Annotated in this window: 12 protein-coding genes and 2 pseudogenes; 5 read left to right on the forward strand and 9 right to left on the reverse strand. The window is 59.3% G+C overall.

Annotation, left to right across the window (positions count from 1 at the left end):
- Positions 1-37: 37 nt before the first annotated feature.
- Positions 38-1,180, reverse strand: coding sequence for an acyltransferase (locus tag JN403_RS04630; RefSeq protein WP_205485630.1), 1,143 nt, complete (start codon positions 1,178-1,180; stop codon positions 38-40).
- 313 nt (positions 1,181-1,493) lie between these two features.
- Between JN403_RS04630 and JN403_RS04635 the strand changes: the two genes are divergently transcribed.
- Both JN403_RS04635 and JN403_RS04640 read left to right on the forward strand, forming a co-directional pair.
- Complete coding sequence (locus JN403_RS04635) at positions 1,494-1,709, forward strand: hypothetical protein (protein WP_205485632.1); 216 nt, start codon at positions 1,494-1,496, stop codon at positions 1,707-1,709.
- A complete protein-coding gene (locus JN403_RS04640; protein WP_205485634.1) occupies positions 1,706-2,680 on the forward strand; it encodes an MFS transporter in 975 nt (324 codons plus the stop codon). Before JN403_RS04635 ends, JN403_RS04640 begins: the two co-directional genes overlap by 4 nt.
- A gap of 182 nt (positions 2,681-2,862) precedes the next feature.
- Here JN403_RS04640 and JN403_RS04645 read toward each other — a convergent pair.
- The 4 genes and pseudogenes from JN403_RS04645 to glyQ all read right to left on the reverse strand — a co-directional run bounded on the left by JN403_RS04645 (position 2,863) and on the right by glyQ (position 7,257).
- Positions 2,863-3,632, reverse strand: a pseudogene (locus tag JN403_RS04645) (lysophospholipid acyltransferase family protein).
- 57 nt (positions 3,633-3,689) lie between these two features.
- Positions 3,690-4,247 (reverse strand): D-glycero-beta-D-manno-heptose 1,7-bisphosphate 7-phosphatase, encoded by a 558-nt coding sequence (gmhB, locus tag JN403_RS04650; RefSeq protein ID WP_205485636.1) that lies wholly within the window; start codon positions 4,245-4,247, stop codon positions 3,690-3,692.
- 11 nt (positions 4,248-4,258) lie between these two features.
- A complete protein-coding gene (glyS, locus tag JN403_RS04655; protein WP_205485638.1) occupies positions 4,259-6,313 on the reverse strand; it encodes a glycine--tRNA ligase subunit beta in 2,055 nt (684 codons plus the stop codon).
- Positions 6,310-7,257, reverse strand: coding sequence for a glycine--tRNA ligase subunit alpha (gene glyQ / locus JN403_RS04660; protein ID WP_065988033.1), 948 nt, complete (start codon positions 7,255-7,257; stop codon positions 6,310-6,312). The genes glyS and glyQ overlap by 4 nt, the downstream gene beginning before the upstream one ends.
- A gap of 81 nt (positions 7,258-7,338) precedes the next feature.
- Between glyQ and JN403_RS04665 the strand changes: the two genes are divergently transcribed.
- Both JN403_RS04665 and JN403_RS04670 read left to right on the forward strand, forming a co-directional pair.
- Positions 7,339-7,911 carry a DNA-3-methyladenine glycosylase I gene (locus JN403_RS04665; RefSeq protein WP_205485640.1) on the forward strand — a complete coding sequence of 191 codons (573 nt, stop codon included), beginning with the start codon at positions 7,339-7,341 and terminating at the stop codon, positions 7,909-7,911.
- A gap of 39 nt (positions 7,912-7,950) precedes the next feature.
- On the forward strand, positions 7,951-8,838 hold the full coding sequence (locus tag JN403_RS04670) for a lysophospholipid acyltransferase (RefSeq protein ID WP_122534273.1): 888 nt from the start codon (positions 7,951-7,953) through the stop codon (positions 8,836-8,838).
- Between the two features lie 6 nt (positions 8,839-8,844).
- Here the strand turns inward: JN403_RS04670 and trkA are convergent.
- The 4 genes and pseudogenes from trkA to def form a co-directional block, all read right to left on the reverse strand.
- Positions 8,845-10,215 (reverse strand): annotated as a pseudogene (gene trkA / locus JN403_RS04675) (Trk system potassium transporter TrkA); the annotation flags it as partial.
- Between the two features lie 46 nt (positions 10,216-10,261).
- A complete protein-coding gene (gene rsmB, locus JN403_RS04680; protein ID WP_205485642.1) occupies positions 10,262-11,581 on the reverse strand; it encodes a 16S rRNA (cytosine(967)-C(5))-methyltransferase RsmB in 1,320 nt (439 codons plus the stop codon).
- Positions 11,578-12,537 (reverse strand): methionyl-tRNA formyltransferase, encoded by a 960-nt coding sequence (gene fmt / locus JN403_RS04685; protein ID WP_205485644.1) that lies wholly within the window; start codon positions 12,535-12,537, stop codon positions 11,578-11,580. Before fmt ends, rsmB begins: the two co-directional genes overlap by 4 nt.
- A 132-nt stretch (positions 12,538-12,669) precedes the next feature.
- Positions 12,670-13,176 carry a peptide deformylase gene (def, locus tag JN403_RS04690; RefSeq protein WP_205485646.1) on the reverse strand — a complete coding sequence of 169 codons (507 nt, stop codon included), beginning with the start codon at positions 13,174-13,176 and terminating at the stop codon, positions 12,670-12,672.
- Positions 13,177-13,317: 141 nt separating this feature from the next.
- On the opposite strand from def, the gene JN403_RS04695 reads away from it, so the two are divergent.
- A complete protein-coding gene (locus JN403_RS04695; protein WP_205485648.1) occupies positions 13,318-14,343 on the forward strand; it encodes a LysM domain-containing protein in 1,026 nt (341 codons plus the stop codon).
- The last annotated feature ends 8 nt before the right edge of the window (positions 14,344-14,351 follow it).

The raw sequence follows: 14,351 nt of genomic DNA on the forward strand, positions 1-14,351 counted from the left end.
CCGTATGCGTTTAGATCCTTCCCCAGTGCGCAGGTCATCATGCGGTACCCTTCCCTGCTCTGATCCAACGGGTTTTCAAGCTGTCCAGGCCACTGCTAAAAACCCCGGCAAGCCCATGGCGCCACGCCATGGCCGGCTTTTCGATAAGGTGCCAAGAGAATATGGCTGCCAGTAGCGCAAGCGGGAACGCTAGCAGCATCATGCTGACAGGCCCAATGCCTTTAAACAGATGGGCGAGGATTTCCTGAATCGGGAAAGCGTAGATATAAACACCGTACGAGTAATCACCCAGCTGGTTGTAACGGTCGGTCACGGGGCGGGTGGCAAACCCGAGGTAGAAAATCAAATACGCCCAGGCCAGCACAAAGCACTCAAAGAAATACGGCGTGCGCCAAGTGCAGACGGCTAACGTGGCGAAAGGCAGGAAGCCAATAAATCGATGCGGGATATAGTCGCGATATCGGTAGAACGACATGCCCAGCACAAACGGCAAACTCCACGTGAAGAAGAACTCGGCACAGTGGAAATCTTCGAGCAGCGTGGTGTTCAGCATCAGGACTTTGAAGGTGACGTACAGCGCAGCGTAGAACATTAGAAAGCCCGCGAATTTGCGTCCCTCACTGTAGAACGCGAATGCGCCAAGTCCGCCGACCAGTACGTAGAGCGTGACCTCGTAAAAGAGTGTCCACAGCGACCCGTTGATGCCGGGCCAAGGGTTGTTCTCGAACACGCCAGGCAGCTGGAATTTCATGCTGAAGAGCGTCAGGTTATGGGTTAGATAACCGTATGTTTCACCTGAACTGAAATATTCTGACGGACCCAGTGTCGTAAACAAGGCTCCGATCAGCAACACGCTGATCAGCAGCACAAGTGTTAGCCCAGGATAGATGCGCAGAAACCGAGCGATGAAAAAGTCCATCGTGCTGGCCGCGCGATCGCGACTCAGGGAGATGAAAAAGCCGGAGACGCAGAAGAAAGTGATCACCGCCAGTTCACCCAGTGACAGGCCGATCCACTTCGAGAGCGGCTCGATCGCTTCACGGCCGAGTGCAAGAGGATAACTGTGGGAGATCAGTACCGCAGTAGCGGCCAGCATTCTGATCAGGTTGAAGTTGTTGTTTCTTATGGACGCCAGGTCACCCAACGTATTCATACAGCCTCCGCGCGAGATCAGGGTCATGTCGGTTCGATCCATTCACCGCTGTGACGCTCACGCCGTCGGGGACGCGCGATATCGAGAGGGTTGGAAATGGTTGTGAGCCTGAACGATACACTGGGGATGATGCACGTCTAATTGGCATCTCCAATCGGGATGCGGATTACCTGCATGCCCTGTCAGCCAATAATTTGGCCCTGAAACTCGAACGATAGATTTTATTAGGCAGGTTAGTGTCGTTTCGCCTTGAGTGGCGAATGACAGCGGTAAAAACCTGGATACCCGCCGATTGAAACGTTGCATCAGGACAGATGTACGACCAAGGAGCCTCAGGCTTATGTCGATTCGCAAATACCAGAAAGTACTAACCATCCCTCGGGTGCTGCCTGCCACGTTCTTTATGTTCGTTGCGGGGCTGCCGCTGACCATCATGGGGCTCACGTTGAGCCTGCATGTGCTCAATGAAATGGGCGGCAGCTATTTTGATGCGGGCGTAGTGGGGACCGCGACCGCCTTGGGTTTTGCCGTTGGCTCTCCCTCCTCGGCCGGATGATTGACCGTCACGGCCTACGCCCGGTGGTGGCGGTATGCGGGACGCTGTCGACGCTCGCCTGGATCCTGCTGCCGATGGTGAGCTACTGGCTGTATGTCCTTCTGGCTTTCGTAGCCGGTCTTTTTACGGTGCCAACGGGTTCGCTTGCCAGGCAGTTCGTTGCCAGTCTGGTACCGGAGGATCAGCGCCGGCCTGCCTACTCGCTCAACATGATGCTCATGGAGCTTTCCTTCGTCATCGGGCCCGCCACTGGCATCCTGTTAATCACTACCTACTCGGCGACTGCCACTCTGGCGGGCATTGGCCTTTGGCGCGCGCTTTCCTATGTCGTGCTCTATGTGTTGAACTGGCCGACGCGCAATGTGGATGAAGTCGCTGCAAATCCTGATCGCGTACGTCCCAAACTCCGCACCTGGATGAGCGGCCGTTTGCTGGCGGTAATGTTCGTCAGTGCGGGTGCGTTGTTCGTGTTGTATGGCACCGAGCTGGCACTGATCGCCGTGCTGCGCGCCAGCGATCAACTTGCCTTTACGGGGTATGTCATCGCAGCCATGTCCATTGCCTCCATTGTGGGTGGGTACGTGCATGGGATTGTTCACAGGTCGTGGTCGCAGATGAAACTCGCCTTGGCAATGAGTCTCCTGCTGCTGCCCGTGGTTTTCTTTGATGACGTCTGGTGGTGGCTGATGCTCGCGCTGCTGCCCACCAATCTGCTGTGCACACCGACGCTGGCCGCAGGTTCTGAAGCCGTCGCCAAGCTAGCGCCTTCCAGCGTGAGAGGTGAAGTGATGGGGTTGCACGATTCGGCGTATCGAATAGGCCAAACATTGTCCGCGCCGATTGTGGGATTCGCGATCGACAGTGTGTCCCCTGCCATGGGATTTGTCGCAGCGGCGTGTGGAGGGATTGTGCTGGTGGGTCTAGGGGCGCTTTGCAATCTGCGGATATCAGCGCCGGCCAGAGCGGCTTGATTCACAGATCGGTCTCGGCCGCACAGGCTCAAGACCGGTATTTTCAGGTCATCGACAGACGTTGAGAAAAAACTTATGCACGTTTTGGGGTTTTAAGCGCTCGAAGAAATAAGCATTAAAATTAATGAGTTAGCAGTGAATTTCTCGAATTTCTACTTATTCGTGCACAGGTTATCCACAATTCACGCCGGTGATTTCTCAGGTGTAGGCGCAGGCATTGCGGGCGATCCCAAATCACGCTGGGTTTGCTCGTTCCAGGCCGAGACGCGATCGTTCAGCGCAGCGATTGCGCGAGGGCCAGTGCCCTCTGCGTACATCGGTTTGCCAATCACGACTTCGATGGTCCCCGGCTTTTTACCCCAGCCCTCTTTAGGCCAATAGCGGCCGGCATTGTGGGAGATGGGCAGGACGGGTAGGTCCGCGTTAACCGCCAATGCCGATCCGCTGCGCGAGAACTTTCCGATATGGCCGTACGGCACGCGTGTGCCTTCAGGGAAGATCAGCACCCAGACGCGATCTTTGAGCAACTCATCGCCTTTCTTCGCCACGACCTTCAGCGCCGCTTTGGGGTTATTGCGATCAATGGCGATGGGACGCAGCATCGCCATCGCCCAGCCGAAGAAAGGCACATACAGCAACTCCCGCTTGAGCACTTGGCTCAACGGCTGGAAATGCGCCGAGAGAAAAACGTTTCCCACGTGCTCTGGTGATTGGAGACGATCACGCACGGCGTCTCGGGAATGTTTTCCTGGCCGGTAACATTGACCTTGATGTTGAGGAACACGCGGGTCAGCCACAAGGCGCAGCGGCACCAGTACACATTGATGAAGCGATAACGAAGACGGAACGGCAGGAAAGGTGCAATAAAGAAACTCAGCGAACACCACAGCAGGGCGGTAGTGCCCAGCAGCAGGTAAAAGAAGAAAATCCTGATGGCCTGCACAATCGACATAGCTGCTTTTACCGTTACGGGGCAATTGCCCGAATTGAGCGAGCCGTTGAATAGCCGTTAGCCGTTCAACGGGGCGCTGTTGTGGATTAGTTCTGCGGCAACCGCCGCCAGATCATCGAAAACCAACGTGCCTGCGGGCAATGCACCGCTTCGCGTCTTCTGACCTTTACCGGTCATGACCAGAACAGGTTGTGAGTCGACGGCCACCGCCGCCTCCAGGTCACCCTTGCTGTCGCCCACAAACCACACGCCGCGTAAATCGACGGCGTAATGGCGGGCAATGGTCTTCAGCATGCCCGGTTTTGGCTTGCGGCAATCGCAGCCGGCGTCCGGGCCGTGGGGGCAATAAACAATCAGTCCGATCTCACCACCCTCCTCCGCCACGAGTTCACGCAGGCGTGCGTGCATGGCATCGAGCGTTGCGAGATCGTAGTAACCGCGAGCGATGCCGGACTGGTTGGTAGCCACTGCCACCGTCCAGCCTGCTTTGCTCAGTTGCGCAACGGCCTCGATTGAGCCAGGGATCGGAACCCATTCCTCCACCGACTTGATGTAGGAGTCGGAGTCCTGATTGATCACCCCGTCCCGATCGAGAATCAGCAACTTCATTGGCATCCGCTCCGCTGTCAGCCCAACAACGAGATGTCGGCAACGCCGAGGAACAGATTGCGCAGACGGGCAAGCAAGGCGTACCGGTTGGCTCGCACGCTGGCGTCTTCCGCATTGACCATCACGGCCTCGAAAAACGCATCCACAGGCTCGCGAAGTGCCGCAAGACGGGTCAGCGCTTCGTTGTACTGACGGCTCGCGGACATCGGCGCTACGGCCTGATCTGCTTGCTGAATCGCCGAGTACAGCGAGAACTCGTTGGCGTTATCGAAGTACTTCGGTTCGACGGTCTGGGCGATGTTCCCGTCCGCTTTGCTCAGCAGATTGGAAACGCGCTTGTTCACGGCGGCCAGTGCTGCCGCTTCAGGCAATTTGCGGAAGGCTTGAACAGCCTGAACACGTTGATCGAAGTCCAGCGCCGAAGCAGGCTGCAAGGCACGCACCGACAGGTAAACCGAAACGTCTACGCCTTCGTCTTCATAACGCGCGCGCAGACGGTCGAAGATGAACTCCAAAACCTGCTCCGGCAGACCGGCCGGTTTGATCTTCACACCGAACTGAGCGACGGCGAACTGCACGGTTTTGACCAAGTCCAGATCCAGCTTCTTCTCGATCAGGATGCGCAGGATCCCGAGCGCGGCCCGACGCAAGGCGTACGGGTCTTTACTCCCGGTCGGCAGCATGCCAATACCGAAGATACCCACGAGTGTGTCGAGCTTGTCGGCGATGGCGACAGCGGCGCCGGTCAACGTGCCTGGCAATTCAGCGCCAGCGCCGCGCGGCATGTACTGCTCGTTCAACGCCAGTGCGACGTCTTCGGGTTCGCCGTCGGCCAAGGCGTAGTAGTAGCCTGCAACGCCCTGCATTTCGGGGAACTCGCCGACCATCTCGGTCGCCAAGTCGCACTTGGACAGCAAGCCTGCACGCGCGGCGCGCTGAGCATCGCCGCCAATGCGTGGCGCAATGAACGCGGCCAGCTTGGAAACACGTTCGGCTTTGTCGAATACCGTGCCCAACTGCGCCTGGAACACTACGTTCTGCAGGCGCTGGTTGAAAGTCTCAAGCTTCTGCTTCTTGTCCTGCTTAAAGAAGAACTCGGCGTCGGTCAGACGGGGGCGAACGACTTTCTCGTTACCGTGGACGATCTGGGAAGGGTCCTTGCTGTCGATGTTCGCGACCGTAATGAAGCGCGGCAGCAGCTTGCCTTCGGCATCCAGCAGGCAGAAATACTTCTGGTTGTCCTGCATCGTGGTGATGAGGGCTTCCTGCGGCACTTCAAGGAAACGCTCCTCGAACGAGCACACCAGCGGCACGGGCCACTCGACCAGCGCAGTCACTTCATCGAGCAATGCCGGCGGCACGATGGCGGTGCCCTCGTGTTGCGTGGCGAGCTCTTCGACGCGCTTGCTGATCAACTGACGACGCTCGCTGAAATCTGCAAGCACATAGGCCGCGCGCAAGTCGCTGGCGTAATTGGCCGGGGACGAAATGCGCACGCTGTCCGGATGATGGAAGCGATGGCCACGGGATTCACGACCGGACGTCTGGGCGAGGATGGTGCAGTCGACGACTTGATCACCAAACAGCATGACCAGCCATTGGGTCGGACGTACGAATTCTTCCTTGCGCGCGCCCCAGCGCATGCGCTTCGGGATCGGCAGGTCGTTGAGGGAATCTTCGATGATGGTCGGCAGCAGACTCAACGTTGGCTTGCCAGGAATGCTCTGGCTGTAGCGCAGTTTCGGGCCGCTCTGGTCGATTTCGCTCAGGTCCACGCCGCACTTCTTGGCGAAGCCCAAGGCAGCCTGGGTCGGATTGCCATCGGCATCGAACGCGGCCTGGCGTGGCGGGCCGTCCAGATTGACGCTGCGATCCGGCTGCTCGGTGGCGAGTTGACTGATCAGCACGGCCAGACGACGCGGCGCGGCATAGACCTGCTTGGCGCTGTAAGTCAGACCGGCAGCCTGCAGACCTTTTTCGATACCGGCCATGAACGCATCGGCCAGGGTATTCAATGCTTTGGGTGGCAGTTCTTCAGTGCCCAGTTCAACCAGAAAATCTTGAGCACTCATTGCGCAGCCTCCAGCTTGGCCAACACTTCATCGCGAATATCGGGCGCGGCCATCGGGAAGCCGAGCTTGGCCCGGGCCATCAGGTACGCCTGGGCCACGGAGCGAGCCAGGGTGCGGACGCGCAGAATGTACTGCTGACGCGCCGTCACGGAAATCGCGCGACGGGCATCCAGCAAGTTAAAGGTGTGAGAGGCCTTGAGGACCATTTCGTAGCTCGGCAATGGCAGCTCGACTTCGATCAGGCGCACGGCTTCGCTTTCATAGAAATCGAACAGCTCGAACAGCTTGTCGACGTTGGCGTGCTCGAAGTTATAGGTCGATTGCTCCACTTCGTTCTGATGGAACACATCGCCGTAGGTGACTTTGCCGAACGGGCCGTCAGTCCAGACCAGGTCGTAGACCGACTCGACACCTTGCAGGTACATCGCCAGACGTTCGAGGCCGTAGGTGATTTCGCCGGTGACCGGGTAGCACTCGATACCGCCGACTTGTTGGAAGTACGTGAATTGCGACACTTCCATGCCGTTCAGCCAGATCTCCCAACCCAGGCCCCAGGCGCCGAGGGTTGGGGATTCCCAGTTGTCTTCGACAAAGCGAACGTCGTGCACGAGTGGGTCAAGACCCACGTGCTTCAGCGAGCCAAGGTACAGCTCCTGGAAATTGTCCGGGTTAGGCTTGAGAACGACCTGAAATTGATAGTAGTGCTGCAGGCGATTCGGGTTCTCGCCATAACGGCCATCGGTAGGACGACGGCTCGGTTGTACGTAGGCGGCGTTCCAGGTTTCCGGGCCGATGGCGCGCAGAAACGTAGCGGTGTGGAAAGTGCCGGCGCCCACTTCCATATCGTAGGGCTGAAGTACCACACAACCTTGCTCAGCCCAGTATTGCTGGAGGGCGAGGATCAAGTCTTGGAAGGTACGCACGGCTGGCGTAGGCTGGCTCACGAAATTCACCTGTACTGGGGGCTGCGATTTAAAGAGCGGGAGTATACCCGATTCGGCCGCGCCTCCACCCTTGGGAGCCCTATGCCACGCTGCTTTTGGTGCAACGAAGATCCGCTTTACATGGACTACCACGATCAAGAGTGGGGCGTGCCGTTGCGCGATGCGCAGATGCTGTTCGAGTTCCTGTTGCTCGAAGGGTTCCAGGCTGGACTGTCGTGGATCACCATCCTGAAAAAGCGTGAGCGCTACCGTGAAGTGATGTTCGGCTTCGACGTCCAGCGCGTCGCTGCGATGACCGATGCTGAAATCGAAGCGCTGATGCAGGAGCCCGGCATTGTGCGCAACCGCCTCAAACTCAACGCTGCGCGCAGAAACGCCCAGGCCTGGTTGCGGCTGGAGGATCCGGTCGCGTTTGTCTGGTCTTTCGTGGGCGGCGAGCCGAAGGTCAATCACTTCAAGGACCGCAGCGAAGTCCCGGCCATTACCCCCGAGGCCGAAGCGATGAGCAAAGCGCTGAAGAAAGCCGGCTTCACCTTCGTCGGCCCGACTATCTGTTACGCCTACATGCAGGCCACCGGTATGGTGATGGACCATACGGTTGATTGCGATCGATACGCCGAGCTGGCGGGTGATGTGGATAATCGGCTCCCATGAATGGTTACAATGGCCGCCTCATGTATTCGGGAGTGATCTGTGGATAAGTTCAAAGGCGCCTTGATGGTTGGGGCACTGCGCCTGTTTGCTTTGTTGCCGTGGCGCGCAGTGCAATGGGTCGGCACCTGCATTGGCTGGCTGATGTGGAAGTTGCCTAACCGGTCTCGCGACGTCGCGCGGATCAACCTGTCCAAGTGCTTCCCCGAACTGAGCCCTGAAGAACTCGAAGCACTGGTCGGCCGCAGCCTGATGGACATCGGCAAGACCCTCACCGAAAGCGCCTGCGCGTGGATCTGGCCGGCGCAGAAGTCGATCAATCTGGTTCGCGAAGTCGAAGGGCTTCAGGTGTTGAAAGATGCCCTGGCGTCGGGCAAGGGCGTAGTCGGAATCACCAGCCATCTCGGCAACTGGGAAGTGCTCAACCACTTCTATTGCAGCCAGTGCAAACCGATCATTTTCTACCGGCCACCCAAGCTCAAGGCCGTAGACGACCTGCTGCGCAAGCAGCGCGTGCAGTTGGGCAACCGCGTCGCAGCGTCCACCAAGGAAGGCATTCTCAGCGTCATCAAGGAAGTGCGCAAAGGTGGCTCGGTCGGTATTCCGGCGGATCCGGAACCTGCCGAGTCAGCAGGCATATTTGTGCCGTTCTGCGGGACGATGGCGCTGACCAGCAAGTTCGTGCCGAACATGCTGGCGGGCGGCAAGGCGGTTGGCGTGTTTCTACACGCGATGCGTCTGGAGGATGGTTCTGGCTACAAGGTCGTCCTCGAGGCGGCGCCGGACGACATGTACAGCACCGACACCGCGACGTCGGCAGCTGCCATGAGCAAGGTGGTTGAAAAGTACGTGCGGGCCTATCCCAGCCAATACATGTGGACCATGAAGCGCTTCAAGAAACGACCGGAAGGCGAGAAGCGCTGGTATTGAGCTTTTAAAAAAGCTCAAACCCACCTGAAACAGTCGTTCCACGTCGCGAATGTACTTTTTATCCACAAGGAACATAACCACGTGATCGCCCGATTCGATCACGGTGCTGTCATGGGCGATGATCACCTGATCGGCGCGGGTGATGGCGCCGATGGTCGTGCCGGGCGGCAGGTTGATGTGCATGATGGCTTTGCCAATCACCTTGCTGGATTTGGCATCGCCATGGGCGACTATCTCGATGGCTTCTGCCGCGCCCCGACGCAACGAATGCACACTGACGATATCGCCGCGCCGCACGTGTGCCAGCAACGTGCCAATGGTGGCGAGCTGAGGGCTGACGGCGACATCAATCTCCCCGCCTTGCACCAGGTCGACATACGCCGGGTTGTTGATGATCGTCATCACCTTCTTCGCGCCGAGACGTTTGGCCAGCAACGACGACATGATGTTCGCCTCGTCGTCGTTGGTCAGCGCCAGAAACAGGTCGGCATTGTCGATGTTCTCTTCCACAAGAAGGTCGCGATCGGAAGAGCTGCCTTGCAGGATCACCGTGTTGTTCAGCGTGTCTGACAGGTGACGGCATCGTGCCGGGTTCATCTCGATGATCTTGACCTGATAGCGGTTCTCGATGGCCTCCGCCAGCCGCTCGCCGATCTGCCCGCCGCCGGCAATCACGATGCGCTTGTAGCTCACATCCAGACGACGCATCTCGCCCATAACGGCGCGAATATCCGCTTTGGCAGCGATGAAAAAGACCTCGTCGTCAGCCTCGATAACCGTATCGCCTTGGGGAATGATCGGACGGTCGCGACGGAAAATAGCCGCGACGCGAGTCTCGACATTGGGCATGTGCGTGCGCAGTTGACGCAGTTGCTGCCCCACCAGAGGCCCGCCGTAGTACGCCTTGACCGCCACCATCTGCACTTTGCCGCCGGCGAAGTCGATGACTTGCAGCGCGCTGGGGTATTCGATGAGTCGCTTGATGTAATGGGTGACCACTTGCTCAGGGCTTATCAGCACGTCGACAGGAATGGCGCCGTTGGCGAACAGGCCTGAGCGGGTCAGGTAAGCCGACTCGCGAACGCGGGCAATCTTGGTCGGCGTCTGGAACAGCGTGTACGCGACCTGGCAGGCGACCATGTTGGTTTCGTCGCTGCTGGTAACGGCCACCAGCATGTCGGCGTCGTCGGCGCCGGCCTGACGCAGCACGGTAGGAAATGAGCCGCGACCGTGAACGGTGCGGATATCAAGGCGATCACCCAACGCTCGCAGACGATCCTGATCGGTGTCCACAACAGTGATGTCATTGGCTTCGCTGGCCAGATGCTCGGCCAGCGTACCGCCGACCTGCCCTGCGCCGAGAATGATGATCTTCAATCAGTCTCTCCTTGAATGATGATGCCGTCACACCGGGTATTGGTTCTCACGCCGCTGCGATCTTGATCAGTTTGGCGTAGTAAAACCCGTCATGCCCGCCTTCCTGCGCCAGCAACTGACGGCCGTGGTGCTGCTTCAAGCCAGGAGGCGGATTGCCTTGCTGACCGGCGATATCCAGCTCCCTTGCGCCAGGCGTACGCGACAGGAATGCATCAATGACTTCGGTGTTTTCAGCCGGCAGCGTCGAGCACGTGGCATACAGCAAAATCCCGCCCACCTGCAGCGTCGGCCACAGTGCGTCGAGCAATTCGCCCTGCAGCGCGGCGAGGGCGGGAATGTCATCCGCCTGGCGGGTCAGCTTGATGTCGGGGTGGCGGCGGATCACGCCAGTCGCCGAGCAAGGCGCGTCGAGCAGGATTCGCTGGAACGGTTTGCCATCCCACCATAGATCCGTGGCGCGGGCGTCGGCGGCGATGAGTTCGGCACTCAGGCCCAGGCGATCGAGGTTCTCTTTGACCCGCACCATGCGCTTGGCTTCAAGATCCACTGCGACCACGCCCGCCAGGCCCGGTTGGACTTCCAGCAGATGGCATGTCTTGCCACCCGGTGCGCAACAGGCGTCCAGCACACGTTGACCCGGCGCCAGCTCCAGCAAGTCGGCGGCCAGTTGCGCGGCCTCATCCTGAACGCTGATCCAGCCCTCAGCGAAACCCGGTAGCGAACGAACATCGCCCGGTTCGGTCAGCACAATTCCATCCTGGCTGAACGTGCAAGGCGTCGCGGCGATGCCTGCGTCCAGCAACAGCTGAAGGTACTGCTCGCGGGTTTTGTGCCGGCGGTTGACCCGCAAAATCATCGGCGGGTGGGCATTGTTTGCCGCACAGATCGCTTCCCAATGCTCAGGCCAGGCGGCCTTCAACGCTTTCTGCAGCCAGCGTGGATGAGCCGTGCGCACCACTGGATCGTGTTCCAGCTCCGTCAGCAATGCCTCGCCTTCCCGTTGGGCTCGACGCAGCACAGCATTGAGCAACGCTTTTGCCCACGGCTTTTTCAGCTTCTCGGCACAGCCCACGGTTTCGCCGATAGCGGCGTGGGCGGGGATGCGCGAATAGAACAGCTGATACAGGCCCACCAGCAATAAAGCCTGCACGTCGTTATCAGCGGTTTTGAATGGTTTCTGCAGCAGCTTGGCCGCAAGCGCAGACAGCCTCGGCTCCCAGCGCGCGGTGCCAAATGCCAGGTCCTGGGTCAGCCCGCGGTCGCGGTCTTCAACCTTGTCCAGTTGTGTGGGCAAAGAGCTGTTCAGCGATGCCTTGCCGCCCAATACGGCAGCCAGGGCCTTGGCGGCGGCCAGACGCGGGTTCATTGCGCATCCACCGCTTGGCCGAGGACGGTGCCGACGGCGAACTTCTCGCGGCGGCTATTGAACAGGTCAGCGAAGCCCAGCGGTTTTCCGCCCGGGAGTTGCAGACGGGTCAGACGCAGCGCGCCGTCGCCGCACGCGACCAACAGGCCTTCTTTGCTTGCGTCGATGATGCTGCCGGGTGCGCCCTCCCCATCGGCGATCTGCGCGGCCAGCACTTTCAGCGCTTCGCCATTGAGCATGGTGTGGCAGATCGGCCAAGGGTTGAAGGCGCGTACCAACCTTTCCAGCTCAACCGCCGGACGGGTCCAGTCGATGCGTGCTTCGTCCTTGTTCAGTTTGTGCGCATAGGTGGCGAGGCTGTCGTCCTGCACTTCGCCAACCAGCGTGCCCTCAGCCAGCCCGGCGATGGCTTGAATTACCGCGGGTGGACCGAGCTCGGCAAGACGATCGTGCAGCGTGCCGCCGGTGTCGTCGGCCGTTATCGGCGTCGTCACCTTGAGCAACATCGGGCCGGTGTCCAGGCCCGCTTCCATACGCATGACCGTCACGCCGCTCTCGGCATCGCCGGCCTGCACCGCGCGCTGAATCGGCGCAGCACCGCGCCAGCGTGGCAGCAACGAGGCGTGACTGTTGATGCAGCCCAGCCGCGGAATGTCCAGCACGGTCTGCGGCAGAATCAGGCCGTAAGCGACCACGACCAGCAGATCCGGCTGCAACGCGGCCAGCTCGGCCTGGGCTTCGGGTGCGCGCAAGGTAGGCGGCTGCATGACAGGGATGTTGTGTTGGAGGGCGAGCTGCTTGACCGGGCTCGGCATCAGCTTCTGACCACGACCGGCCGGGCGGTCTGGCTGGGTGTACACCGCAATGACGTCGTGGGGACTGTCGAGCAGGGCTTTCAAATGCTCGGCGGCGAATTCCGGGGTGCCGGCAAACACGATGCGCAGTGGCTCAGTCATGGGCTTCTCTTGAAGTAAGACTGTAGAAACGCGCTTGCCCGCGATCGCGTGGTGTCAGCCAAGATATGCGGCAGAGGACAGGTCGCTATCGCGGGCAATCGCGCTCCTACGGTAGAAAGGAGGATGGCGGGATCAGGCGTTTTGCTTGTGGAGTTTTTCCAGCTTCTTCTTGATCCGGTCGCGCTTGAGATTGGACAGGTAATCAACGAACAGCTTGCCGTTCAAGTGATCGCATTCGTGCTGGATGCACACCGCGAGCAGGCCCTCGGCGATGAATTCGTAAGGCTGACCGTCACGGTCCAGTGCCTTGACCTTGACCCGCTGCGGACGATCCACGTTTTCGTAGAAACCTGGAACGGAAAGGCATCCCTCCTGGTACTGATCCATCTCGTCGGTGAGCGGCTCGATTTCCGGGTTGATGAACACCCGCGGCTCGCTGCGATCTTCGGAGAGGTCCATCACCACCACGCGCTTGTGTACGTTAACCTGCGTTGCGGCGAGACCGATGCCAGGCGCTTCGTACATGGTTTCAAACATGTCGTCGACCAACTGGCGAATGCCGTCGTCCACTTCAGCCACCGGCTTGGCGATGGTGCGCAGGCGCGAATCGGGAAATTCGAGGATGTTTAGAATGGCCATATACGTAAGGGATGCACTGTAGGGTAAAGTCAAAATCGGCTGCTAGGCTTGGGACGTCACAAGCTGCAGCCCTAGTAAAACCGGAAGTCTCGCAAGACTCAGCGTTTCACGCGAAGCCAACATGATAAAGGGATTCACCGCATGAGGAAATCACTACTCGCCCTGCTGCTGTTGGCCGCGACAGGCCTTGTCCAGGCGCAAGTACAGCTCAGGGATGGCCATCCACAGAGTTACACCGTTGTCGCCGGTGACACACTTTGGGACATTTCCGGAAAATTTCTTAACCAGCCCTGGAAGTGGCCGGAGCTCTGGCGCGCCAATCCACAGGTTCACGACCCTGATCTGATCTACCCCGGCGATACGCTCAACCTGGTTTACGTCGATGGTCAGCCACGCATCGTGGTCAATCGCGGCGCGTCCCGGGGCACGATCAAACTGTCCCCGCGCGTGCGCAGCACGCCGATTGCCGACGCGATCCCGACTATCCCGCTGGGCGCAATCAATGCGTTTCTGCTGAACAATCGAATCATTGATAACGCGAGCCAGTTTGAAGCCGCGCCTCATGTCGTGGCCGGCCCCGGCGAGCGGGTGCTCAGTGGCGCGGGTGATCGCATCTATGCCCGCGGGCAGTTCGAACCGAGCCATGTGTCCTACGGCATCTATCGCAAGGGCAAGACCTACGTCGACCCGGCGAGCGGCGTGGTGCTGGGCATCAATGCCGATGACATCGGCAGCGGCCAAATCGTTGCGAGCGAAGGTGACGTGGCGACGCTGCAACTGCAGCGCTCGACGCAGGAAGTACGCCTCGGCGATCGTCTCTTCGTCAGCGAAGAACGCGGAATCAATTCCACCTTTGTCCCCAGTGAGCCCCAACAACCTATCAACGGCACCATCATCGACGTGCCGCGGGGCGTGACCCAGATCGGCGAGTTTGACGTGGTCACTCTCGATCGCGGCCGGCTTGATGGCTTGGCCGAAGGCAACGTACTGGCGATCTACAAGACTGGCGAGACGGTCCGCGACCGGGTCAATGGCGATCAAGTCAAAATTCCAGACGAGCGCTCTGGGCTACTGATGGTCTTCCGCACCTACGAGCGATTGAGCTACGGCATGGTGCTGCACGCAACGCGATCTCTGGCAGTGCAGGACAAAGTCCGCAATCCGTAATGCTATGT

The organism is Pseudomonas sp. 15A4 (assembly GCF_016925575.1).
In the GTDB taxonomy this organism is placed as follows: Bacteria; Pseudomonadota; Gammaproteobacteria; order Pseudomonadales; family Pseudomonadaceae; genus Aquipseudomonas.